The sequence below is a fragment of the Rhizobium metallidurans genome (assembly GCF_014196505.1).
GTDB lineage: Bacteria > Pseudomonadota > Alphaproteobacteria > Rhizobiales > Rhizobiaceae > Rhizobium > Rhizobium metallidurans.
The window spans coordinates 103,526-125,707 of the sequence record NZ_JACIDW010000006.1 but is presented as its reverse complement, the minus strand read 5'-3'; the positions used below and the strand labels follow the sequence as shown (position 1 = coordinate 125,707).

The window sequence follows — 22,182 nt, the reverse complement described above, 5'->3', positions numbered from 1 at the left end:
GCACGAGGACGGAGGACCGAAGATGAGCTTGATGGATGACGACCGGCCACAAAAGAAAGCGAATCACGAGATCGGCATGGACCTGTCGATGATGTCGGTGGACGAGCTGAACGCGCGCATCGACATGCTGAAAGCCGAGATTTCGCGCATCGAACAGGAAGCGGCGCGCAAGGCATCGGGAAGACTGGCTGCAGAAAACCTCTTCAAATCGTGATCCGCCGAGAGGCCGGATTTGATTTATAGCCACCGCGCAAGTGTTAATTCGGCACACACTTAATGAGGCGTTAAGCTTTCTAATGTATTGATGTGCTCATCCGGACTTGCTCTGGATCTCAGACAGTTTCCCATGCGGTGAATTGGTCTGATTTTTCTCCCTGTTTTACCTTGAGAGCCGCTTTTGCGGCTCTCCTTTTTCGCATTGGCTGGGGACGAAAACCACGAAACTGTGGAAGTTAACCCTTTATTAAGAAACGCCTTGCGCTATTGGGCTAAAGCTACCATCTTTAAAATCATTGAAGCGGGCCCGTGAAACCTTTTAGCATCGGCCGGCGTTACCTGATCAATAAGTAGATGCGTGCAACAGGGACCCCTTAGATGTCAGAGCTTGGATTGAACACGATCAGTTTTGCAGGACGCGCCGCCGCATCGTCGCAGTTTAAGACATTGTACGCCGAGGGCATGTCGCTGGTCGAAGAGACCGCCGCCTATCTGGATGGCAATGGCCGCACCGCATCCAAGGTTCTGCCGCGCATGGCATCGGTTCTCTACGCCGCGGAATCCATGCGCCTCACCACCCGCCTGATGCAGATGGCCTCCTGGCTCCTGCTGCAGCGCGCCGTCAACAATGGCGAGATGTCGCGCGATCAGGTTCTGGCCGAAAAGAACAAGGTTCGCCTCGACGGCTTCAACGTCGATCGCAACGCGCCGGGCTGGGGCGACCTGCCGGAAGCGTTCCGCGACCTGATCGAACGTTCGCTGCGCCTGCAGAACCGCGTCGCCCTGCTCGACCGCGAAATCTACCGCCCGAACGAAGCACCGATCGTGCCCGACAACCAGAACAGCGTCCAGGCTCAGCTCAGCCTGCTGCAGACGGCCTTCGGCAACAACTGATCCATTCGAAGTGGACGACATGAACCGGCTGCGTTCCCTGCGCGGCCGGTTTTTTGTTGTCCGCACGGGAGCCGGCGATAGACGTTCGGATCGAGCATATCCCAAACGCAAAAAAGCCCCGCTTTCGCAGGGCTCCTTCGAAATCAGTGCAACAGCAGCGATTAGAGGCCGAGGCCGCCGAAACGCTTGTTGAACTTGGAAACGCGGCCGCCGCGGTCCATGAGCTGCTGGTTGCCGCCCGTCCAGGCCGGGTGCGACTTGGAATCGATTTCGAGGTTCATCACGGCGCCTTCCGAACCCCAGGTCGAGCGGGTTTCGTATTCGGTGCCGTCGGTCATGACCACCTTGATGGTGTGGTAGTCGGGATGGATATCAGCCTTCATAACAATCTTCCTGCGATGTCACGTCCATTTGACGCACCACGTTGCGACAAGAGGACCGATTGAATAAATGAAGCCGCAGTCGCTTCTGGCTACGGCTTCCCATTAGGATGCGGTGCCTATACATGAAGGCCACTAGGATAACAAGAGCCCCGAGCCGTGTTGCACGGCGTTGATGGCGCTGGAGATTGAATTGGCAGGCGCAATGCAGACCGAGAAGAAAAAGTCGCGTTCTCTGAGGCCTCTTGGCAGATTGACGCCTTACGTCATGCGCTATCGCGGCCTCGTCACCGGCGCCCTCTTCTCGCTGGCGCTTGCCGCCCTCACATCGCTGGCGCTTCCGCTCGCCGTGCGCCGCATGATCGACCACGGTTTCAGCTACTCCGATGGCCGCTTCATCAACAGCTACTTCATTATGCTCATGGCCATGGCCGTCGTTCTCGCCATAGCGAGCGCGCTGCGCTATTTCTTCGTGATCACACTGGGCGAGCGCATCGTCTCCGACCTTCGCCGCGACGTCTTCGCGCATGTGACGCGGCTGTCGGCCTCCTTCTTCGACGTCAACCAGTCCGGCGAGATCGTGTCGCGGCTGACGGCCGACACCACGCAGATCAAGTCCGCCGTCGGCGCCACCGCCTCGGTGGCCCTGCGCAATATCATTCTGTGTCTCGGCGCCATCGTCATGATGGTCGTCACATCGCCGAAGCTCGCCAGCCTGGTGCTGTCGGCCATACCCCTTATCGTCTTCCCGCTTGTCGCCTTCGGCCGCTCGGTGCGCAAGCGCTCGCGCGCGGCGCAGGACACGCTGGCCGAGGCCTCGGCCTTCGCCAACGAAACCATCGCCGCCACCCGCACGGTCCAGGCCTTCGGCGGCGAGACGGCCGCGACAAGCCGCTACGGCAACGCGGTCGAGGCCGCCTACACGGCTGCCCGCGCCGCCATCCGCTCGCGCTCGCTTCTGACGGGCATCGCCATCACGCTGATCTTCGGCAGCGTCGTCGCCGTTCTGTGGGTCGGCGCGCGCAATGTGCTGGAAGGCACGCTATCGGCCGGCACGCTCGGCCAGTTCCTGCTCTATTCGGTTATCGCCGCCGGCTCGCTCGGCGCGCTCTCGGAGGTCTGGGGCGAGCTGTCGCAGGCAGCGGGTGCCGCCGACCGGCTGACCGAACTGCTCGACGAAGTATCGCCGATCGTGACGCCGGCCTCGCCCGTCGCCCTGCCCGACCCGAGCCTCGGCCGCGTCGAGTTCGCGGATGTCCACTTCGCCTACCCCTCGCGCCCCGACACATCGGCGCTGCATGGCTTGAGCTTCGCGGTGAAACCAGGCGAGACCGTCGCCATTGTCGGGCCGTCGGGCGCCGGCAAGACCACGATCTTCTCGCTGCTGCTGCGCTTTTACGATCCGCAGCAGGGCGCCGTGACGATCGATGGCGTCGATGCCCGCGCGACCGACACCGGCGGCCTGCGACAGCGCATCGCCATCGTGCCCCAGGACGTGACCATCTTCGCCGCCTCCATCCACGACAACATCGCCTTTGGCCGCCCGAGCGCCACGCGCGAGGAGGTGCGCGCCGCAGCCGCCGCCGCCCAGGCAGACGAGTTCATCGCAAGGCTGGCGGAGGGCTACGACACCAAGGTCGGCGAACGAGGCATCATGCTGTCGGGCGGCCAGCGCCAGCGCATCGCCATTGCCCGCGCGATCCTGAAGAACGCGCCGATCCTGCTGCTCGACGAAGCCACCTCGGCGCTCGATGCCGAAAGCGAAACGCTGGTGCAGCGTGCCCTCGACGGCCTCATGGACGGCCGCACCACGCTGATCATCGCCCACCGTCTCGCAACGGTGCTCAAGGCCGACCGCATCCTGGTCCTCGACCAGGGCCGCGTCGTCGAGGAAGGAACGCACCAGAGCCTCGTCCGCCAGGGCGGCATCTACGCCAAGCTGGCGCGCCTGCAGTTCGATGCCGGTTCCGAGGAACTTCTCGCCGCGGTGAAGTAGGCATCGGAACGCCGGGGTGGACATGCGCCGCGCCGTTCCACAACCGATACAACCGCAATATCCACCTTTGCGAGCACATTGACAATATACACCAATAGATTACATTCGGACATCGTTGAAACCGTCCGTTCTCATGGTGGGATATCGTCAGATGAGTTCGATCCGCTTTTCCGAAATACTGGTGGTCGTCGTCGCCTTCGGCGTCATCATATCGATGATGCTGTGCTATCGCTCGTTGCGTGATGCCAAGAGCTGGTCGCTCACCGACGCGCTCTCGGAAGAGGTGCCGCTGACCAAGACCGATGCGGATGGAAACCCTGTCGATGCCGTCGGCAAGCCATTGCCTCCCGGTCAGGCGCCGATCACCATGACTTTGATGAAAGCAAGCTCCAGCCGCTTCATCGCCATGATCGGAACGGTGGCGATCCTCATGCTCTATGTCGGCTTCGGGCTTGCCTGCCTTCGCCGCTTCGCCGATGGCGAGGATATTCCCGACATGTCCAAGGGCTCGAGCTTCTTCTATTCCGGCATCGTGCTTTTCGCCCCCTACATCGTCAACAAATTCTCGTCGGCATTTTCATTTTTCAAGCCGTGACCCAACGGGCCGGCGACCGGCAAGCGGCGCGGCGAGATCGAAAGCCCGCCCAAACATCTCGATGGAATAGTTGGATTTTTTGTTTTAGGCTGCGCTTGCAGATGTAAACAACATCCTGATTCCGGGAGACAATCGATGTATAAGTTCGAAGTTTATAAGGACAAGGCAGGCGAATTTCGTTTCCGTTTCAAGGCATCGAACGGCGAGGCGATGTTCGGCTCCGAAGGCTACAAGGCCAAGGCGTCGGCGTTGAACGCCATCGAATCCATCAAGAAGAACGCTCCCGGCGCCGTCATCGACGACACCACCAAGGCGGCAGACGCCTGACACATCAAAGAGGCGGCACCCCAGGGCGCCGCCTTTTTCCTTCCGCGCTTCCGTTTGATCGCTTATGCGCGGCGATCGCTCCGGCGGAGTTCGGCAAGCTACCTTCCGCAACCTGCCTACCCGCGTCACTTCTCCGTCAGCTTCAGCTCGATCCGTCGGTTGGTCGCGCGCGCTTCCGGCGTATAGCCAGGCGTGATCGGCTGATATTCGCCGAAGCCTGCCGCCACCAGCCTGTCCGCCGGCACGCCCTGCGCGATCAGGAACTTGACCACCGAAATGGCGCGCGCCGAAGACAGCTGCCAGTTATCGGCGAAGCGGCCGGTGCCGGCGAGTGGTACGTTGTCGGTGTGGCCGTCGACGCGCAGCACCCAGTTGATCTCGGGCGGAATCTCCTTGGCGACGTCGAGCAGCGCGGTTGCGAGCTTGGCCATCTCCGCCTGCCCTTCGGGATTGAGATCGGCGCCGCCGGAGGGGAACAGCACTTCCGACTGGAACACGAAACGGTCGCCGACGATGCGGATGTTCTCTCGGTCCGACAGGATCTCGCGCAGCCGGCCGAAGAAGTCCGAGCGGTAGCGGTTGAGTTCCTGCACACGCGCGGCAAGCGCCACGTTGAGACGGCGGCCGAGATCGGCGATCTTCGTCTGCGACTGCTGGTCCTTCTGCTCGGAAGCCTGCAGCGCCGATTCGACCGCCGCGATCTGGTTGCGCAGCGCCGCGATCTGCTGGTTCAGCAGCTCGACCTGGCTCATCGCACGGTCGCTCATCTCCTTCTGCTCGTCGAGTTCCTTGGTCAGCGAGCCGATCCGCTGCTGCGCGGCGTCCTGGCCGCCGGAGCCAGCCGAAAGCAGTGCCTGCAGCCGCGAGCGCTCGCCCTCGGCGTTGGCCAGCGACGCCTGCAGGTTGGCGACGCTGTCCTCCAGATCCTGCTTGCTGCCCTTTTCGAGCGCGAGCAGCTGCGTCAGCTCGTTGATCTGGCTGTTCAGCCGGCTCATAACCTCGTCGCGGCCGGATATCTCGCGGCTGAGAATGAACTGTCCGACGACGAACACCGTCAGCAGGAACATCACCGCGATCAAAAGCGTCGATAGCGCGTCGACGAATCCGGGCCAGTAGTCGACCGTGCGTTCGCGGCGACGGTTGCGGGCAAGAGCCATGGCTTACTTGCCCTCGCTCTTTTCGGTCTGCGGCATGCGCGGGCGCTCGGCGTGCTTTTCCTGCGCGCCGATCCGTTCGGCCAGCCGGTCGAGCGTGCGGCGCATGGCCTTCGCCTCGTCCTGCTGCGCCTCGATCCAGTCGCGCAGCATCTGCTGCTCGTTGCGCATATTCTTGACCAGCCCCTGGATGCCCTCGGCGAGATTGGCCATGGCCGCGACCGAGCGCTGGCTGCCACCACCCTCTTCCGAGACCTTCTGCATATATTCCGACAGCGCGCGAATCTCTTCGGGCGAAACACCGCCCTTGGTGTCGATCACGGGTGCCGCGAGATCGGAGCCGACATCGGTCACCGACGACAGCCAGTTTTCCAGCTCGGTATAGAAGCGGTTCTGCGCGCGACCGGCCTGCAGGTCGAGAAAGCCGAGGATGAGCGAGCCCGAGAGACCGAGCAGCGAAGACGAGAACGCCTGCCCCATGCCGGAAAGCGGCTGCGACAGCCCCTCTTTCAGCGAGGTCAGCACGTCGGAAGACCCGCTGGTGCCGGCATCGAGAGACTGGATGACTGAGCTGATCGAGCCGATCGTGCCGATGAGGCCCCAGAAAGTGCCGAGCAGGCCGAGGAAGACCAGCAGGCCGATGAGATAGCGCGAGACGTCGCGGGATTCGTCGAGACGGTTGGCGATCGAATCGAGGATGGAGCGGAAAGCCGTGGTCGAGATGCCGCTCGCCGACGCATTGCGGCTGCCGATCAGCGTGCGCATCGGCGCCAGCAGCTTCGGGTTGCGGTTCACCTTGTCGGCGCTGCCGGCGGCGCGGAACGAATTGAACCAGCGCACCTCGGGCCTGAGCGACAGCACATGGCTGAACACCAGGATGACGCCGATGCCGAGAACGCCGAGAATGAGGCCGTTCAGCCCCGGATTGTGCATGAAGGCCGTCTGCGCCTGCCTGAACAGGATGGACACGATGAACCCGACGATGACGAGGAACAGCACCATCGTCCACAGAAAGGGCATCGGGCTGGATAGCTTATAGCTGTAATTTCCCGTGGTTTTTTCGGTCGAGCCGAACTCCGCCACACTCACATTTTCCATAGATTCCGCAGCCTCCGGCTTCATCACAGCCGGAGACTAGATCATCATTGTGCCGAATTGAAGTATGCCGAACGAAAAAGCCTGTCTTTATAACAAAGACTTACCGGCTGGGCACCGGGCGTTTGGCAACCTCCATCAGCGCCTTCTGGATGTACTCGTTGCCAGCCACGACGCTGCCGGTCTCGATAATCGCGTTGCCGCCATCAAAGTCGCTGACATAGCCGCCGGCTTCGCGGATGAGCAGGATGCCGGCCGCGATGTCCCAGGCCGAAAGGCCGGTTTCCCAGAAGCCGTCGAAACGGCCGGCCGCGACGTAAGCGAGGTCGAGCGAGGCCGAGCCCATGCGGCGCACACCGGCGACTTCGCCCATGACGTGTCGGAGTTCGACGAGGAACTTGCCGTGGTTGCCACGGCCGAGATGCGGAACGCCGCAGGCGACAACCGAATCCGACAGCAAGCGGCGCGCGCCGACGCGCAGGCGGCGATCGTTGAGGAAGGCGCCGCCGCCACGCTCGGTGGTGTAGAGCTCGTCGGTCGCCGGGTTGAAGATGACGCCGGCGACGATCTCGTTGTTGCGCTCGAGCGCGATCGAGACCGCGAACATCGGAATGCCGTGCAGGAAGTTGGTGGTGCCGTCGAGCGGATCGACGATCCAGCGATGCGCGCCGTCGGTGCCCTTGATCTCTTCGCCTTCCTCGCCGAGGAAGCCATAGGTCGGGCGTGCCTTCAGCAGCTCTTCGCGCACGATCTTCTCGGCCTTGCGGTCGGCCGACGAGACGAAGTCGCCCGGTCCCTTGACCGAAACCTGCAGGTTCTGCACTTCGCCGAAATCACGCCCCAGCGATTTTCCTGCCTTGAGGGCAGCCTGAACCATGACATTGAGAAGAGCTGAACGGGCCATGTGGGCGGTTTTCCTTGGGCTAAATAGATGCGCGTTGTCAGGGCGGGGATGGTCCCTGATCGCCGGTAGAAGCTGCGCTTTATAAGATTGGCGGCTTCAAGACCACAAAATCGGGGAAATTTCAAGAGCGCCGCCGAACGTCGGGCGGATCGTTTGCCGGGCAACGGGCAACACCGCGGTCGCGGATATCAGGCGAACGCCCTCGCCTCAGAACTTCTGCTGCGTGATCAGGACCTCGCGGGCAATCTGCTCGAGCGGCAGGATGCGGTCCACGCCGCCCTTGGCGATCGCCTCCTTCGGCATGCCGAACACGACGGAGGTCGCTTCGTCCTGCGCCACCGTGTAGGCGCCGGCCTGGTGCATCTCCAGCATGCCTCTTGCGCCGTCGTCGCCCATGCCGGTCATGATGATGCCCATGGCGTTGGACCCTGCCGAGCGCGCCGCCGAGCGGAACAGCACATCGACCGAAGGCCGGTGGCGCGAGACCAGCGGCCCGCTCTTGACAGCCACGTGATAGCGCGCGCCGCGCCGCTCGAGCAGCATGTGGCTGTCGCCGGGCGCGATCAGCACATGGCCGCGCAGCACGGGATCGCCATCGACGGCCTCCTTGACCTCGACCTCGCACAGGCTGTTCAGCCGTTTGGCGAAGGCCGCGGTGAATTTCTCCGGCATGTGCTGGACGATGACGATGCCGGGCGCATTGGCCGGCAGCGCCTCCAGAAACTCGCGCAGCGCCTCCGTTCCACCGGTCGACGCGCCGACGCAGACCACCATCTCGGTCGTCTTCGCCATCGCCTTGCCCGTCGGCGGCGGCAGCATTGCATCCGCCGTCAGCTTCTGCGCCGGCATCGGCGCGCCGGGCCGCAGGCTGTTAACGTTACGCCTGACATTGCCGAGACGCGCATGCGAAGCGCTCTTCACAGCCTCGCGGATGCGGACCGCATCGTCGGCCAGACCGTCGGCAGCGCCGATCTTCGATTTCAGGATGACGTCGACGGCGCCCGCCTCCAGCGCCTGCATCAGCGTTTCCGACCCCGCCTCCGTCAGCGACGAGCACATGACGACGGGGATCGGCCGCTGCGACATCAGCTTGCGCAGGAAGGTGATGCCATCCATGCGCGGCATCTCGACATCGAGCGTGATGACATCGGGAATCTCTTCCTGAATCTTCTTCGCCGCCATGAAGGGATCTGTCGCCACCCCCATGATCTCGATATCGGGATCTTCCTGCAGGACGCGAACGAGCGTCTGGCGGACGCTTGCGGAATCGTCGATGACGAGAACGCGGATCTTCTTGCCCATATGCTCTTTGACCTAGATGCGCTGGAACACGGTGTTGGAAACCTGCTTCAGGGGCAGGTCGATACCGGTGATGGATTCGGAGTGGCCGATGAACATGTAGCCGCCAGGCAGAAGCCGCGCGCACAGACGCTTCAACACGCCCGATTGCGTCGGCTTGTCGAAGTAAATCAGCACGTTGCGGCAGAAGATCATGTGCATCCCCTCGCCCACGGGATAGTTCTCGTCCATCAGGTTCATGCGGGCGAAGCCGACGCGGCTGCGCAGCTCGGCCGAGATCCTGACCTCGCGGCGGTTCTGCTGCTTGGCGACCATCACGTATTTGCGCTGCAGCTCGCGCGGCACGGGATGCACCATGTCCTCGGCATAGATGCCGCGCCGCGCCGTGGCCAGCACGTCGGTGCTGAGATCGGTCGCGAGGATGCTGTAGTTGAGGTCGCGCCGGTCGGCGACGAACTCTTCGAGCACCATGGCCATCGTATAGGGCTCGGCCCCGGTCGAGCAGGCCGAGCTCCAGGTGCGGATCGTGCGGACGCCGCTCGACACGAGCGCCGGAAGCGCCACCTGCTGCATGTATTCGAAGTGGCGCGCCTCACGGAAGAAGTCGGTCTTGTTGGTCGTCACCGCGTCGATCAGATAGACCGTCTCCTGCTCCAGCCCGTCGTCGTGAAACAGGAAGTCGCAGTAGTCGTCGAAGGTCGCGTGCTGCGTCGCCCGCAGCCGGCGGCGGAGCCGGCCCTCGAGCATCGTCAGCTTCGTCGGCGGCATCTTGATGCCGCTGTAATCATAGATGAATCGCGCAAGCTTCTCGAAATTCCGCTTGCTGATCCTGTCACCCACCATCGGGGCCTCAACGGCAGCCATGCTCATGGATCAGAATACTCCAGCTTGGCCGCGCTCAGGCGGCCGATTGCAGGACGGAGGCGTCCTCGCGCGACAGAAGCCGCGCGAGATCGACGATGACGACGAAGCCGGTTTCCCGGCGCACGACGCCGGAAATGTAGTCCGAGCGCCAGCGCACGCCGATGTCAGGCGCCGCCTCGATCTGGTCCTGGCGGAACGGCGTGACCTCGAAGACCCGGTCGGCGACGAGGCCGAGCGTGAGCACGCGGCTCTCCATCGGGATATCGAGGACCAGAACCCGCGTGTGCGACGTCGGAACTGTCTTCGACATGCCGAGCTTCAGCCTGAGATCGATGGTCGGGACGCCCTGGCCGCGCACGTCGCGCAGGCCAAGGAGATAGTCGGGACCATTGGGGATCTTGAAGGCCTCGGCATAGTCGAGGATCTCGCGGACCACCTCCACAGGCACGGCGAAGATTTCCTCGCCGAGGCTGAAGGTGACGAACTGCGCTTCCTGGGAGGTGGTTGCCATATTATGCGCTTTCCTTGAAATCGGCGTCGCCGTCATCGGGTCCGCCCATGGCCATGTCGAGTGCGAAGCCCTTGGCGCGCGCCTGCTGCGCCGAGACCGAATTGCCAGCCGGCTTGGATGCCGGCTTGGATGCGGGCTTGCGTGCGGCAACGGGTGCCGGGCTGCGAACGCTGATGCGCGCGGCGGGCTTGCGGCTATCGCGGCTGCCGGCCATGTCGACCTTGAAGAAGGCGATCGAGGTCTGCAGTTCTTCCGCCTGGCTCGCCAGTTCTTCGGATGTCGCCGACATCTCTTCCGATGCGCCGGCGTTCTGCTGCGTCACCTTGTCGAGCTGCTGGATCGCTTCGTTGATCTGCGAGGCGCCGATGTCCTGCTCGCGGCATGCGGCGCTGATTTCGGAGACCAGTTCGGCGGTCTTGCGGATATCGGGAACCAGGCGGCCGAGCATGTCGCCGGCTTCGCTGGCGGCCTTGACGGTATCGCCCGACATGGCGCTGATCTCGGCCGCTGCCGACTGGCTACGTTCGGCCAGCTTGCGGACTTCCGAAGCCACGACCGCGAAGCCCTTGCCATGCTCGCCGGCACGCGCTGCCTCGACGGCGGCGTTGAGGGCGAGAAGGTCGGTCTGGCGGGCGATTTCCTGAACGATGCTGATCTTCTCGGCGATCGTGCGCATGGCGTCGACGGCGCGGGTCACGGCATCGCCGCTGGCTTCCGCGTCCTTCGCGGACTGGCGAGCGATCTTCTCGGTCTGCGCCGCGTTGTCGGCGTTCTGCTTGATATTGGCGGCCATCTCTTCCATCGAGGCAGAGGCCTCTTCGGCCGATGCCGCCTGTTCGGTGGCGCCCTGCGAGACCTGCTCGGAGCTCGCCGACAGCTCCTGGCTGCCAGCCGAGACGTTCTCGGCCGCCGCGATCGCGTCGGCGACGACGCCGCGCAGACGTTCGACCATCTGCTCCAGCGCCATGCCGAGCGTGTCCTTGTCCGACAGCGGCTTCGGCGCGACGGTCAGGTCGCCGTTCGAAATCTGCGTGGCGATGTTCGCCGTGTTGCGCAGGTTCGCGGTCATGACGTTCAGCGTATCGACCAGATCCTTGATTTCGTCATTGGTCTTGACGAGGACGTCCTGGTCGAGATCGCCGATGGCGACCGCGTTGACGGCGGCCTTCGCCTTGTTGAGACCGGCGCTGATCCCCAGAGCGATCCACAGAGCCGCCGCAACGGCGATCAGCAGGGCGATGGCGGCAACGGCGAAGATGAAGTTGCGGGTTGTCGCGTACTGCGTGTTGGTATCCTCGTCGGCCTGCTGCATCGCGGCGCGGCTTGCATCGATGCGAACCTGTACCTGCGCTTCGATGTCGTCGACGATCGCACGGCCCTCGCCGGTCGCCAGACGAACGGCCTCGCTGCCGTTGCCGTCGCGGGCAAGCTGGCGGACGCGGTCGTCGAGCGTGTAGAGCTTCTTCTCCAGGTCACCCACGTCCTGCCAGGATTTCTTGCCGGCCTCGGTGGTGATATTGTCAAACAGCCACTGGCGGGTCTCGGAGAACTGCTTGCGGTTGCTGTCGCTGGCGTCGATGTACTTGGCGACGTCCTCGGGCGTCGTCGCTGTCGCCATGTTCATCTGCGCGCGAACGATGCGAAGCTGGAAGTTGCCGAGATTCTGTGCCTGCTCGAGACGCTTGGCCGGTCCGGCGATGACATCGCTGATCGCGGTATTGAGGTTGGAGAGGCTGTAGATACCGTAGCCGGCCGTAGCCAGAAGCAGGACGATCATCAGGCCAAAGGCAATGGCCAGTTTCGATTTGATGGTGAACCGCATTTCTTCATATCCTTGAAATCGCAGTATTAAAGACGCCGCCATTAGGGGAAATGGTGGCACGACAGGCGCAGGAAGACTGTACATCCACCCTTCTGCGATCTCCGGAATCCGGATATTTCAACCGACGTATACACACGTCGGGTTGTCGCTCCGGGCTGAACGCCCGAGGCGACGAAACGTAAATCAGGCGCTTTCGAGGAAATCGTCGTCACCGGCGTCCGGGCCACCCATCGACAGGTCGAGAGCGAAACCCTTGGCGCGTGCCTGCTGGGCCGAAACCGAGCGGACACTGAAATTCTTCTTAAAAGTGGGAGCTTTCATCCGCTCATGGCCGGCTGCTGTCGCGCGCCGCGCCTCCAACGATCCATTCGTTGGCATGCGACTGTCGTGGCCGGCCAACCGGCCACGACATGGTCATCGATCACGCGCTTTCGCGGAAATCGTCGTCGCTGGCATCCGGGCCGCCCATCGACATGTCGAGGGCAAAGCCCTTGGCGCGCGCCTGCTGGGCGGCGACGGAGCGGGTGGCGACATTCTTGTTGCTGACGACGGCGGGCCGTGCGGCCGGAGCCTTGGCGGCCGGCTTGGTCGCGGGCTTCTTGAAGCCGGCCTTGCTGCCGGTGGTATCGACCTTGAAGAAGGCGATCGAGGCCTGCAGCTCCTCGGCCTGCGCCGCGAGCTCTTCCGATGTCGCCGACATCTGCTCGGAGGCGCCGGCGTTCTGCTGCGTCACCTTGTCGAGCTGCTGGATCGCCTCGTTGATCTGGGCGGCGCCGATATCCTGCTCGCGGCAGGCGGCGCTGATCTCGGAGACCAACTCGGCGGTCTTGCGGATATCGGGAACCAGGCGGCCAAGCATGTCGCCGGCATTGCTGGCGGCCTTGACGGTATCGCCCGACATGGCGCTGATCTCGGCGGCTGCCGACTGGCTGCGTTCGGCGAGCTTGCGGACTTCCGAAGCAACGACCGCGAAGCCCTTGCCATGCTCGCCGGCACGCGCGGCCTCGACGGCGGCGTTGAGAGCGAGAAGGTCCGTCTGGCGAGCGATCTCCTGCACGATGACGATCTTGTCGGCGATGGTGCGCATGGCCTCAACCGCACGGCTGACGGCGGCGCCGCTTTCTTCCGCGTCCTTGGCGGACTGACGCGCGATCTTCTCGGTCTGCGCCGCGTTGTCGGCGTTCTGCTTGATGTTGGCGGCCATCTCCTCCATCGAAGCCGAGGCTTCCTCGGCCGATGCCGCTTGTTCGCTCGCACCCTGCGACACCTGCTCGGAGCTGGCGGACAGCTCCTGGCTGCCGGCGGACACGTTCTCGGAGGCCGAAAGCGCATCGCCGACGACACCACGCAGGCGCTCGATCATCAGGTTGACGTTCCCGAGCATTTCGCCGATCTCGTCACGATTGGTGATCTCGGCCATCTTCGTGAGATCTCCTTCGGCGACTTCGCGCACCACCATGTTGGCGCGGCTCAGGCCCTTGGAGATGGTGCTGGCGATCCAGAAGGCGGTGATGGCGGCGAAAACAAGCGCTGCGGCGACCGCGACGATCATCGTCGTGCGCGTTGCGACATAGCTCGCCTCGGCTTCGTCGTCGGCGGTGCTCATGCGCTGCTTTTCGAGCTTGAGGATTTCAGCGAGCGCGGCATCGATCTCGTTGGCGGCGGTACGCGCCGTGGTCACGGAGATGTTGTTGGCTGCTTCCGTATTGCCCGCCTTCACGAATGTGCGGATCTGGTCGTCGGCCTGGAAGAACGCCTTCGAGAGCTCGGAGACCTGTTCCCAGCGCGGACGGCCCTGTTCCGTGGCGATCTGCAGCACGGATGCCAGCGACTGCGCGAATTCCTTGCGTCCGACATCACCCTTGGCGATGGAGCCGTCCACTTCGGCGGCATTCGTCGCCATCAGCAGGTTCTTCTGCTGACGGATGGCTTCCAGCTGGCCGATATTGATGCTCTGCGCCAGTTCCAGACGCGCCGCCGGACCGGTCAACACGGCGGAGATGGTGTTGTTCAGGCCGCTGAGGCTGATGATCGAATAGGTCGATGTGCCCAGCAGCATGAGGATGATGAAGGCAAACGCCGACACCAGTTTCGTCTTGATCGTCAATCGCATCTTGTAACCCCTTACCCTCGATGACGCTGCCTAAACGGCGGTCGGTGTTTCGTGTCGTGAAGAAAACAGTGCCTGCAGATTTGGCAGGATGATGAACTCGCCCCCGCGCTTCACCAGGCAGTCGATGTAGTCGGCGCGCCAGCGCATGCCGACGCTCGGTGGCGGTTCGCTGGCTGCCCGCGCCAGCGTCGTCACCTCGTTGACCTTGTCGGTGCGCAGGCCGACCAGCGTCGCCTCACCATCGAGATCGATCTCGATGACGATGATGCGGCTGTCAATCGTCGCTTCCGTGCCGTCCATGCCGAAGGCCAGGCGAAGGTCGGCCAGCGGAATGACCTTGCCGCGGAAATTGATGACGCTGGCGACGAAGGGCTGCGCCCCCGGTACCGCCGTCTCCGGCAAGAGGTCCAGGATTTCCTGGACGATCACCGCCTCCAGCGCGAAGGTCTCGCCGTTCATGTCGAAGGTCAGGACCTCGACCTCGTCGGCATAGTTCCAATGATGGTCTATCTTCTCGGCTGCCGCGCTCATCCTGCCACCCGCATCTGTGTTTCCTGTTGCTGACCGGCGGCCACGAGATGGCCGACGTCGAGAATGAGGGCGACGCTGCCGTCGCCGAGGATGGTGGCGCCCGAGAAGGTGGACACGTCGTTGTGCAGCTTCGACATCGACTTGATGACCGTCTGGTGGTCTCCGATGATCTGGTCGACCACCAGGCCGACACGCTCCGTGCCGGTGGAGATGACCACGACCTTCTGGTGCACATCGGGCTTGGTGCCGGTGCGGAAGAGATCGCGCAGTCTCAGGAACGGCACGAGGCTGTCACGCAGCGAGATGAAGCTGCGGCCGCGCGAACGCAGGTCCTCTTCCAGCGACAGTTCGAGGCATTCCTCGACGGCCGAGAGCGGAATGACGTAGCTGCCGTTTCCGACCCGCACGAGCAGGCCGTCGATGATGGCAAGCGTCAGCGGAATGCGCAGCGACACTTCCGAGCCCTGGCCATTGAGGCTGGTGATGTCGATCGCGCCACGCAGCGCCTCGACCGTCTTCTTGACCACATCCATGCCGACGCCACGGCCGGAGAGATTGGTGATGGCGGCGGCCGTCGAAAAGCCCGGCGCGAAGATCAGCTGCAGCAGTTCGGAATCGGTCAGCGGCTGGCCCGGCGCGATGAGGCCGGAGGATTCCGCCTTGGCGCGCACCCGCTCGCGGTTGATGCCGCGGCCGTCGTCCTTGATCGAGATGATCACCTCGCCGCCCGCCTGCCGCGCCGACAGCGTCACCGTGCCGGCTTCGCTCTTGCCCGCCGCCAGACGCTCGGCCGGCGTTTCCAGCCCGTGGTCGATCGAATTGCGCACCAGATGCACCAGCGGATCGGCGAGACGCTCGATCACGGTCTTGTCGACCTCGGTGCTTTCACCCTCGGTCACCAGCTCGATCACCTTGCCCGTTTCGCGGGCGAGATCGTGGACGAGACGGCGGAAGCGCGAAAACAGCGTCGCCACCGGCACCATGCGGAGCACCATCATCGTGTCGCGCAGTTCGCCCGACAGGCGCTCGATTTCTTCCGACACCGACCGCAGCGCGATATCGGCGCTGGCGCTGGCGAGCTGGCTGAGGCGCGACTGGGCGATGACGAGCTCGCCGACGCGGTCCATCAGTTCGTCGAGGCGCTCGGCCGGAACGCGAACGTTTTCGGCCGCCTTCGCCTGCCGCTGGTCGGCCTGGGCCGCACTCTCGCGCTTCGCGGGCACGGCGTCGACCGGCTTGAATTCCGGCGCCGCGGCGACGGGAGCAGGCGCGGCGACGACAGGCTCGGCCTTCACTTCGGCGACCGGAGCGACCGGTTCAGCCTTGGCTTCCTGAGCCACCGGACCGGCGATTTCCTCGACCTCGAGCTCCATGTCGTCCATGACGAAGATGAACACGTCGTCGATCGCCGAGCGGTCCTGCGTGCTGGTCAGGGTGACGTCCCAGGTGACGTAGAGATCCGTCGGAACGAGCTCTTCGAGCGGCGGAATGGCGGAAAGGTTGGCCTTGACGCTGCATTCGCCGAGATCGCGCAACTCGTCGAGCAGGCCGAGCGGATTGGTGCCGTTCGCCATCGAATTCGAGGGAAGGCTGAAGCGGATGCGCCATGTGGTGGTCTTGGCGGCAGCGGCGGCGGGAACGGTCACCGGAGCCGGCTGAACGGCGGATACCGCGGCGCCACCCGAGGTCTCGCCGACCGCGGCCTGCAACTGGGCAAGCAACAGTTGGCCCGTATCGCCGTGATCGGCGTCCGGCCGATCGACCAGCGCGCGCATGTGATCCTGAGCGGCAAGCACGGCGGCGACGAGTTCAGCCGTCGCCGGCACCTCGCCCTTGCGAACCCGGTCGAACGCCGTTTCGCAATGATGCGTGAAGGCGGCCAGCGCATCGAAGCCGAACATCGAGCCCGAGCCCTTCAGCGTGTGAAGGCCACGGAAGACGGCATCGACGACGTCCTTGTCGTCGAGCTTGTGCGTCAGGTCGAGAAGACCCGCCTCGATGGCTTCGAGGCATTCGGCCGCCTCGGTGCGAAAGACCGCTACAGGATCGAGAGCGCTCATCTGCCGAGCACCTTCCTGGCGATCTTGACGAGGTTTTCGGGATCGAACGGCTTGGTCAGCCAGCCGGTGGCGCCGGCCGCCTTGGCGCGGGCCTTGAGGTCGGCGTCGGATTCCGTCGTCAGGAAGATGATCGGCACGCCGGTATGCTCGGGCAGCTTGCGCAGCTCCTCGATCATCGTCAGGCCGTCCATGACAGGCATGTTGAGATCGGTGATGATCAGGTCGAAATTGCCGGCCTTCGCGGCCGCCAGACCCTGCGCGCCATCGGCCGCCTCGCTGACGGTGTAGCCGGCATTGGTGAGCGTGACCTTGGTCGTCAGCCGGATGCTCGCGGAATCGTCGACGGTAAGAATATTGGCGCTCATGGCTTTACCTCTTCATGCAACCAGAATTTTGTATCTTCGCCGTTGAAGGCTTCCACGAAGCCGGCACGCTCCAGCACTTTCAGGACCTGGCCGCGGGCCGGAGCCGCGAGTGCGAGCGCTTTGTCGTTGCTATCGGCATGCCGACGAACAGCTTCGATCAGCTGCACAAAACTCAAATCGGCTTCAGCTTTTTCGGGAATATCAAGAACAACGGAGTTGTTATTCTTAAATAAAGACACAATTCTTGAGAATATATCCGATATATTCCTGATACTCAGGGATTCAGGCAGGGACATAGACTCGGAATACTGTTCACGCACACTCACTTCGGCCTCCTATGGCGGAGAAATACTTTTTCAACACGCTGAGGAATCTCACGACACGCTTAACAACGCGTAAAGTTAGGTTGCAATGAAATACAATTGAGGCGAGTCTCGACTCCCCGAATTATCACCCGGGAGAAATAATAATTAGCACGGCATAATATTTGGAAAAAGAAATTAAATCATGATGTTATATGAAATAGGAACTTTCGCCGGAAACATCAGCCGCGCAATTCACGCTATGTTAAGCACAACGTTGACGAGTCTCGTTTGTTTACCCGTCATTTCCACGATGCCCGTAAAAATGGTCCCGAACCTTGCCAGGGTTTTAAGTAAAGGACAAGAAAATGACGAACGGGGCGACATCGGCACTGACTGCATTCCAGGGATCGGGATCAGCCATCAGCCAAACATTGGAAGCGGCGCGCAGCAAGGTCGAGGAGCGCTTTCTCGAAGGCGGCACCGTGTTGCTCTCCGTCATGGACGTCCTCAACCGATTGTTGAGCTCGCTCGACAACATCACCAAGGCGCTCGACGCCGGTGAGAATGGCGACGCCGGCGCCGAACTGCGCGCGACGGTCAAGAGCCTCAGCGATCTCCCGACTGCGGAAAAGTCCCGCCGCGAAGCGCTTTCGTCGCTCGCCGAGACCGGATATTCGCTGCGCCGGCACGTCTCCGACATGCAGGAAACCATGCGCTACCTGCGCACTTTCGCGGTCACCGTGAAGATCACCGGTGCCGGTCTTGCCGAGTTCGCGGGCTTCGCCCAGGAGATCCTCGAGCGCATCTATTCCGGCACCGACGAGGTCAACCGCTTCGCCGAGCGGATCGCGGAACTGGAAAAGGAAGTCAAGCTGGCGCTGACCTTCGGCGCCGATGTCTCCAGAAGCTATGCCGACACCGTTCCCGCCGTGGCGAGCGCCCTTGACGGCGACGCCCGCAAGATCGCCGAACACCGCCAGACCTTGAGCGCCATCGCCCGTGACGTCGGCGCGGTCGCCAGAGGCGTGCAGAGCAAGGTCGCCTCGACCCTGTCGGCGCTGCAGATCGGCGACATCACCCGCCAGCGTATCGAGCATGTGCAGAGCACCTTCACGCTGCTCGACGAATTCCTGGACGGCGAGGAAGGCCGCGGCCTGAACGCCGACGCCCGCGCGCGCCTGCAAAACGTCATTCAGCACCTGACGGCAGCGCAGATGAACGAAATGTGCCGCGATTTTCACCGCGATTCCCAGAACGTCGTCAAGACGATCGCCAGCTTCGGCCACGACACCCAGGAGATCATGCGGCTGCGCGACCAGATGAGCGGCGGCGGTCAGGGCAACTTCATCCGCGCGCTGGAATCCAGCGTCTCGGCCGCCCACGAGATCGTCAAGCAGGTCGACGCCGTCACCCTCAAGGCCGACCAGGTCAGTCAGTCGACCCGCGACACCACCGCCAAGCTTCTGGAGGCGATCGGCAACATCAAGGCGGTGAAGACCGATATTCACTACATGGCGCTGAACACCAATCTGCGCTGCAGCCGGCTCGGCGAAGCCGGCAAGTCGATCAACGTCGTCACGGCGGAGCTGCGCATTTTCGCCGGCAAGCTGGATGACAGCGCCGACGCCATCGTCAACGGCCTTCCATCACTGGAGGAAGCCGCCGGTCGCGTGGCGCCGTCGAGCGAGACGACGTCAGGTGGCCTGGCCGAGAACCTCACCACCGCCGTCGCCGATATCCGCACCGCCGCCGATACGATGGAAGCGGAGCTGAAAATCCTCTCCGAACACGGCCGCGAGGTCGCCGGCAAGATCAACCTCCTGATCGGCACGCTCGATTTCCAGAAGGACCTCGGTGACGTACTGGCGGGCTGCGCCGACGCGCTGGAGGACGCGGCCGGCGCCGAGATCGCCGATATCTCGGATCTCGCCGAGGCCATCGCGCCGCTCGATCGCAGGATCTTCAAGCTCTATACGATGGTGCAGGAGCGAAACGTCCACCGCGACATCATCGCCGCGGTCGAGGAGACGGCCGTTGCCGAACCCGAGCCGGCAAGTGCCGCGTCCAGCGACGAGGACCTGTTCGAGGACGCGTTGTTCTAAACCGATCGGGCGCGATCAGCGCAGGCGGCGGAACTTGTTGGCGGCTTCGATCCCCGCCTTCTGCTGCTTTTCATCGATACCGAGGTAGAAATCCTCGAGCGCCGGGTCGGGCAGACCGGCACGGCGCGAGAGCACGTACCATTTGGTGGCCTCGACCGGGTCCGGCTTCGTGCCGAGCGCATTGATATAGAGATGCGCCAGCTTGTTCTGCGCCACCACGTTGCCGTCATTGGCGGCAAGCCTGAGCCACTGGAAGCCCTTGTCGAAATCGCGGGGGCCGTTGGTCCCGTTGACGAACCAGATGCCGAGATCGAGTTGCGCGGTGTCGAATCCGGCACGGGCGGCGCGCGCCATCCATTCACGGGCAAGCTGCTTCTTCTCGGGCGGCAGATCGGCCAGCGACGAATAGATCTGCGCCACCGCGTACTGCGCGTCGGCGACGCCCTGCTCGGCCGATCTTTCATAGAAGGGCAGCGCCAGCTTCAGCCCCTTTTCGCCGGGATTGTCGGCAACGACGATCTGTCCCCAGTTGAACTGAGCCGATGCATTGCCGGCTTCCGCCGCCTTGCGCATGTATTCGTCGGCGAGCGCCTTGTCGCGCGTAACGAGCCGGCCCTCCATCAGGATGAGCGCGTATTTGAACATCGCCGACGGGTCGCCGCCCTCGGCCGCCTTTCCGTACCAGAAGGCGGAGTTCTTGGCGTCGCGCTTGACGCCGAGGCCCTCGGCCAGCAGTTCGCCCATCAGCGTCTGCGCCGCCGGGTCGCCAAGCTGCGCGCGCGGCAGGGCAAGGCCCATCGCGGTCAGAAAATAGCCGCGCTGATAGGCGCCATAGGCATCGTCGGTCTTGCCCGTGTAGTCCTTCTCCGGCGGCAGGTCGGGAAGCTTCGCGCCCATGCGATCGAACACACCGACACCCGTGGACGGCGTTACCCCGTCCGGCTGCGGCCGTCCGGATTTCAGCGTTTCCGGCGCGCCGGTAAGCGGCCGCGTGACCAGATTGTCGACCTGCTGAGCCGATGCGCCATGCGCGAAAGCCGCCACACATGTGGCGGCGGCAAGGAAGGAAAGGCGCAAATGGCGTGTCAGCATGGGCATGAGGGCGATATCAACCCTCAAACCGTGGCGCTTTTTCGTCAAGAAGTGCGTTGATTTCCGCGACGACAAGGGCCGCCCGCGCCGGCTCGCCGAAAACCGCGAGACGCATGGCAACGAACTCCGCGCCGCTCTCGGCGACAGCGAGAGCCGACGCCGGATCGGTGCCGCCCATGACGATGCACGGGATCTCGATCATCGACGCCCACCATTCGGCGAGCGCCAGGTTCTTCGGATGCGCCTCCGGCTTGATGTCGCCTTCGAGCTTGCCGAAGAAGACATACTCGGGGCGCTCCTCGCCGATTTCGAGCGCATGGTGCCGGTCGGCCGCGTTGCCGCCGCCGACGATCAGCTTGTCGGCATACTTCTCGACCGCCTCGGAAATCTCCGCCGCGCCGCCGGTGATGTGCAGGCCGTCCGCCTTGGTGCGGCCCACGACACGGCTGTCGCCGGCCAGCAGCGCCGCCGCACCCGCGTTTTGCGCGAGCGGCACGATCTTCTCGGCATGCTTCTGAAACTCGCCGTCACCAAGCCCGTATTGCGGCAGGATGATCGAGGCGACATCGCCGCCCTTCAAGGCATCGCCGACGATTTTCGCCTGCTCGTCGGCATCGGCGATATCGGGCACGATCAGCACCAGGCGGCAGCGGTTTTCAGGTTCGCTCATGAACTCTTTCCATTTCCAGCGGATTTCGCCGTCTGCCGGCCGATCCGCACTCGTTTTGTGTGAGTAATTCCGTTAGACCGGGCTGGCAAGGGGAGGACTTCAAAAGCATGCCGATGGACGTGTCATTTTACTACGCCGCCATTCCCGCCGTCATTCTCGTCGGCCTCGCGAAGGGCGGCATGGGCGACGCCTTGTCGCTGATCGGACTGCCTTTCCTGGCGCTCGTCGTCTCCCCCGTGCAGGCCGCCGCCATCTTGCTTCCGATCCTGATCTTCATGGACATGATCTCGCTGGTCATCTGGCGCAAGCATGGCGACTGGACGACGCTGAAGATCATGCTCCCCGGCGCGCTCGCCGGTATCGCGCTCGGCTGGGCCACATCGGCGCTCGTCCCCGGCAGCGTCCTGCGCGTCGTCATCGGCGTCGTCACCATCCTCTTCTGCCTGCGCTATTTCTTGAACAACTTCGGCCCCGGCAGAGGAAAGATCGTGCCGCCGCATGGACAGCGGCCGGTCCGCGCCACGCTCTGGGGCACCTTCTCCGGCTACGGCAGCTTCGTGGCGCACGCCGGCGGCGCGCCGTTCCAGATCTATGTGCTGCCGCTGCAAATGCCGCCGCGCGAATATACCGGCACCAGCGTCCGCTTTTTCGCCATCCTCAATGCCGTCAAGCTGATCCCCTATTTCGCGCTTGGCCAGCTCGACACCCAGAATCTCGCGACCTCGGCGACGCTGCTCCCCTTCGCCCCGCTTGCCACCATCGCCGGTGCGTGGTGCGTGAAGCGCATGCAGCCGAAAATATTCTATCCGTTCATGTATGCGATGGCGCTGATCGCCGCCGTGCTGATCGCCCGCGAAGGCCTTGGATACTAGGGCTTGCCGGGTTTC

Annotated in this window: 23 protein-coding genes; 7 read left to right on the top strand and 16 right to left on the bottom strand. The window is 63.4% G+C overall.

Annotated features, from left to right (window positions below; translation table 11 throughout):
• The first annotated feature begins 22 nt into the window (after nt 1-22).
• A complete protein-coding gene (locus tag GGQ67_RS12240; protein ID WP_183900437.1) occupies nt 23-214 on the top strand; it encodes a DUF1192 domain-containing protein in 192 nt (63 codons plus the stop codon).
• A 380-nt stretch (nt 215-594) separates the two neighbouring features.
• Nucleotides 595-1,110 (top strand): protease adaptor protein RcdA, encoded by a 516-nt coding sequence (rcdA, locus tag GGQ67_RS12235; protein ID WP_183900436.1) that lies wholly within the window; start codon nt 595-597, stop codon nt 1,108-1,110.
• Nucleotides 1,111-1,271: 161 nt separating this feature from the next.
• Here rcdA and rpmE read toward each other — a convergent pair whose 3' ends face one another.
• A complete protein-coding gene (rpmE, locus tag GGQ67_RS12230; protein WP_007527409.1) occupies nt 1,272-1,493 on the bottom strand; it encodes a 50S ribosomal protein L31 in 222 nt (73 codons plus the stop codon).
• A 202-nt stretch (nt 1,494-1,695) separates the two neighbouring features.
• Between rpmE and GGQ67_RS12225 the strand changes: the two genes are divergently transcribed.
• The 3 genes from GGQ67_RS12225 (at nt 1,696) to GGQ67_RS12215 (ending at nt 4,408) form a co-directional block, all read left to right on the top strand.
• Nucleotides 1,696-3,486, top strand: coding sequence for an ABC transporter transmembrane domain-containing protein (locus tag GGQ67_RS12225; protein ID WP_183900519.1), 1,791 nt, complete (start codon nt 1,696-1,698; stop codon nt 3,484-3,486).
• A gap of 151 nt (nt 3,487-3,637) precedes the next feature.
• Nucleotides 3,638-4,081, top strand: coding sequence for a hypothetical protein (locus tag GGQ67_RS12220; protein WP_183900435.1), 444 nt, complete (start codon nt 3,638-3,640; stop codon nt 4,079-4,081).
• A 135-nt stretch (nt 4,082-4,216) separates the two neighbouring features.
• Complete coding sequence (locus GGQ67_RS12215; RefSeq protein ID WP_183900434.1) at nt 4,217-4,408, top strand: YegP family protein; 192 nt, start codon at nt 4,217-4,219, stop codon at nt 4,406-4,408.
• Between the two features lie 125 nt (nt 4,409-4,533).
• Here GGQ67_RS12215 and GGQ67_RS12210 read toward each other — a convergent pair whose 3' ends face one another.
• The 13 genes from GGQ67_RS12210 to GGQ67_RS12150 all read right to left on the bottom strand — a co-directional run bounded on the left by GGQ67_RS12210 (nt 4,534) and on the right by GGQ67_RS12150 (nt 17,452).
• A complete protein-coding gene (locus tag GGQ67_RS12210) occupies nt 4,534-5,565 on the bottom strand; it encodes a peptidoglycan -binding protein (protein ID WP_183900433.1) in 1,032 nt (343 codons plus the stop codon).
• Between the two features lie 3 nt (nt 5,566-5,568).
• Entirely contained in the window at nt 5,569-6,660 is a 1,092-nt protein-coding gene (locus GGQ67_RS12205) for a flagellar motor protein MotA (RefSeq protein ID WP_183900432.1), read from the bottom strand.
• Between the two features lie 100 nt (nt 6,661-6,760).
• Nucleotides 6,761-7,561, bottom strand: a complete 801-nt coding sequence (locus tag GGQ67_RS12200; protein WP_183900431.1) for an inositol monophosphatase family protein — start codon at nt 7,559-7,561, stop codon at nt 6,761-6,763.
• 207 nt (nt 7,562-7,768) lie between these two features.
• On the bottom strand, nt 7,769-8,863 hold the full coding sequence (locus GGQ67_RS12195; protein WP_183900430.1) for a protein-glutamate methylesterase/protein-glutamine glutaminase: 1,095 nt from the start codon (nt 8,861-8,863) through the stop codon (nt 7,769-7,771).
• 12 nt (nt 8,864-8,875) lie between these two features.
• A complete protein-coding gene (locus tag GGQ67_RS12190) occupies nt 8,876-9,730 on the bottom strand; it encodes a CheR family methyltransferase (protein WP_183900429.1) in 855 nt (284 codons plus the stop codon).
• 28 nt (nt 9,731-9,758) lie between these two features.
• Nucleotides 9,759-10,235 (bottom strand): chemotaxis protein CheW, encoded by a 477-nt coding sequence (locus tag GGQ67_RS12185; RefSeq protein ID WP_183900428.1) that lies wholly within the window; start codon nt 10,233-10,235, stop codon nt 9,759-9,761.
• A gap of 1 nt (nt 10,236) precedes the next feature.
• Nucleotides 10,237-12,057, bottom strand: a complete 1,821-nt coding sequence (locus tag GGQ67_RS12180; protein WP_183900427.1) for a methyl-accepting chemotaxis protein — start codon at nt 12,055-12,057, stop codon at nt 10,237-10,239.
• A gap of 183 nt (nt 12,058-12,240) precedes the next feature.
• Nucleotides 12,241-12,435, bottom strand: coding sequence for a hypothetical protein (locus GGQ67_RS12175; protein ID WP_183900524.1), 195 nt, complete (start codon nt 12,433-12,435; stop codon nt 12,241-12,243).
• A gap of 43 nt (nt 12,436-12,478) precedes the next feature.
• Nucleotides 12,479-14,170, bottom strand: a complete 1,692-nt coding sequence (locus GGQ67_RS12170; protein ID WP_183900426.1) for a methyl-accepting chemotaxis protein — start codon at nt 14,168-14,170, stop codon at nt 12,479-12,481.
• Nucleotides 14,171-14,200: 30 nt separating this feature from the next.
• Nucleotides 14,201-14,701, bottom strand: a complete 501-nt coding sequence (locus tag GGQ67_RS12165) for a chemotaxis protein CheW (protein ID WP_183900425.1) — start codon at nt 14,699-14,701, stop codon at nt 14,201-14,203.
• Nucleotides 14,698-16,761 carry a chemotaxis protein CheA gene (locus GGQ67_RS12160; RefSeq protein WP_183900424.1) on the bottom strand — a complete coding sequence of 688 codons (2,064 nt, stop codon included), beginning with the start codon at nt 16,759-16,761 and terminating at the stop codon, nt 14,698-14,700. Before GGQ67_RS12160 ends, GGQ67_RS12165 begins: the two co-directional genes overlap by 4 nt.
• A complete protein-coding gene (locus GGQ67_RS12155; RefSeq protein WP_112980074.1) occupies nt 16,758-17,126 on the bottom strand; it encodes a response regulator in 369 nt (122 codons plus the stop codon). The genes GGQ67_RS12160 and GGQ67_RS12155 overlap by 4 nt, the downstream gene beginning before the upstream one ends.
• Complete coding sequence (locus GGQ67_RS12150; protein ID WP_183900423.1) at nt 17,123-17,452, bottom strand: STAS domain-containing protein; 330 nt, start codon at nt 17,450-17,452, stop codon at nt 17,123-17,125. The genes GGQ67_RS12155 and GGQ67_RS12150 overlap by 4 nt, the downstream gene beginning before the upstream one ends.
• Nucleotides 17,453-17,796: 344 nt before the next feature.
• Between GGQ67_RS12150 and GGQ67_RS12145 the strand changes: the two genes are divergently transcribed.
• The gene (locus GGQ67_RS12145) at nt 17,797-19,533 is read left to right on the top strand and encodes a methyl-accepting chemotaxis protein (RefSeq protein ID WP_183900422.1); all 1,737 of its coding nucleotides are present in this window, start codon (nt 17,797-17,799) and stop codon (nt 19,531-19,533) included.
• A gap of 15 nt (nt 19,534-19,548) precedes the next feature.
• Here the strand turns inward: GGQ67_RS12145 and GGQ67_RS12140 are convergent, their stop codons facing one another.
• Together GGQ67_RS12140 and GGQ67_RS12135 are read right to left on the bottom strand one after the other, a co-directional pair.
• Nucleotides 19,549-20,631 (bottom strand): tetratricopeptide repeat protein, encoded by a 1,083-nt coding sequence (locus tag GGQ67_RS12140; RefSeq protein WP_183900421.1) that lies wholly within the window; start codon nt 20,629-20,631, stop codon nt 19,549-19,551.
• 10 nt (nt 20,632-20,641) lie between these two features.
• Nucleotides 20,642-21,295, bottom strand: a complete 654-nt coding sequence (locus GGQ67_RS12135) for a thiamine phosphate synthase (protein WP_018899703.1) — start codon at nt 21,293-21,295, stop codon at nt 20,642-20,644.
• 107 nt (nt 21,296-21,402) lie between these two features.
• Here GGQ67_RS12135 and GGQ67_RS12130 point away from each other — a divergent pair, with 107 nt between their 5' ends.
• The gene (locus GGQ67_RS12130) at nt 21,403-22,167 is read left to right on the top strand and encodes a sulfite exporter TauE/SafE family protein (protein WP_183900420.1); all 765 of its coding nucleotides are present in this window, start codon (nt 21,403-21,405) and stop codon (nt 22,165-22,167) included.
• Nucleotides 22,168-22,182 lie beyond the last annotated feature (15 nt).

Bases quoted from the DNA above. Each gene is read 5' to 3' on its own strand.
- GGQ67_RS12215 (WP_183900434.1), top strand. From the start codon at position 4,217: ATGTATAAGTTCGAAGTTTATAAGGACAAGGCAGGCGAATTTCGTTTC.
- GGQ67_RS12190 (WP_183900429.1), bottom strand. From the start codon at position 9,730: ATGAGCATGGCTGCCGTTGAGGCCCCGATGGTGGGTGACAGGATCAGC.
- GGQ67_RS12185 (WP_183900428.1), bottom strand. From the start codon at position 10,235: ATGGCAACCACCTCCCAGGAAGCGCAGTTCGTCACCTTCAGCCTCGGC.
- GGQ67_RS12130 (WP_183900420.1), top strand. From the start codon at position 21,403: ATGCCGATGGACGTGTCATTTTACTACGCCGCCATTCCCGCCGTCATT.
- rcdA (WP_183900436.1), top strand. From the start codon at position 595: ATGTCAGAGCTTGGATTGAACACGATCAGTTTTGCAGGACGCGCCGCC.
- GGQ67_RS12240 (WP_183900437.1), top strand. From the start codon at position 23: ATGAGCTTGATGGATGACGACCGGCCACAAAAGAAAGCGAATCACGAG.
- GGQ67_RS12170 (WP_183900426.1), bottom strand. From the start codon at position 14,170: ATGCGATTGACGATCAAGACGAAACTGGTGTCGGCGTTTGCCTTCATC.
- GGQ67_RS12145 (WP_183900422.1), top strand. From the start codon at position 17,797: ATGACGAACGGGGCGACATCGGCACTGACTGCATTCCAGGGATCGGGA.
- GGQ67_RS12135 (WP_018899703.1), bottom strand. From the start codon at position 21,295: ATGAGCGAACCTGAAAACCGCTGCCGCCTGGTGCTGATCGTGCCCGAT.
- GGQ67_RS12195 (WP_183900430.1), bottom strand. From the start codon at position 8,863: ATGGGCAAGAAGATCCGCGTTCTCGTCATCGACGATTCCGCAAGCGTC.
- GGQ67_RS12225 (WP_183900519.1), top strand. From the start codon at position 1,696: ATGCAGACCGAGAAGAAAAAGTCGCGTTCTCTGAGGCCTCTTGGCAGA.
- GGQ67_RS12160 (WP_183900424.1), bottom strand. From the start codon at position 16,761: ATGAGCGCTCTCGATCCTGTAGCGGTCTTTCGCACCGAGGCGGCCGAA.
- rpmE (WP_007527409.1), bottom strand. From the start codon at position 1,493: ATGAAGGCTGATATCCATCCCGACTACCACACCATCAAGGTGGTCATG.
- GGQ67_RS12205 (WP_183900432.1), bottom strand. From the start codon at position 6,660: ATGGAAAATGTGAGTGTGGCGGAGTTCGGCTCGACCGAAAAAACCACG.
- GGQ67_RS12210 (WP_183900433.1), bottom strand. From the start codon at position 5,565: ATGGCTCTTGCCCGCAACCGTCGCCGCGAACGCACGGTCGACTACTGG.
- GGQ67_RS12180 (WP_183900427.1), bottom strand. From the start codon at position 12,057: ATGCGGTTCACCATCAAATCGAAACTGGCCATTGCCTTTGGCCTGATG.
- GGQ67_RS12140 (WP_183900421.1), bottom strand. From the start codon at position 20,631: ATGCCCATGCTGACACGCCATTTGCGCCTTTCCTTCCTTGCCGCCGCC.
- GGQ67_RS12165 (WP_183900425.1), bottom strand. From the start codon at position 14,701: ATGAGCGCGGCAGCCGAGAAGATAGACCATCATTGGAACTATGCCGAC.
- GGQ67_RS12200 (WP_183900431.1), bottom strand. From the start codon at position 7,561: ATGGCCCGTTCAGCTCTTCTCAATGTCATGGTTCAGGCTGCCCTCAAG.
- GGQ67_RS12155 (WP_112980074.1), bottom strand. From the start codon at position 17,126: ATGAGCGCCAATATTCTTACCGTCGACGATTCCGCGAGCATCCGGCTG.
- GGQ67_RS12175 (WP_183900524.1), bottom strand. From the start codon at position 12,435: ATGCCAACGAATGGATCGTTGGAGGCGCGGCGCGCGACAGCAGCCGGC.
- GGQ67_RS12220 (WP_183900435.1), top strand. From the start codon at position 3,638: ATGAGTTCGATCCGCTTTTCCGAAATACTGGTGGTCGTCGTCGCCTTC.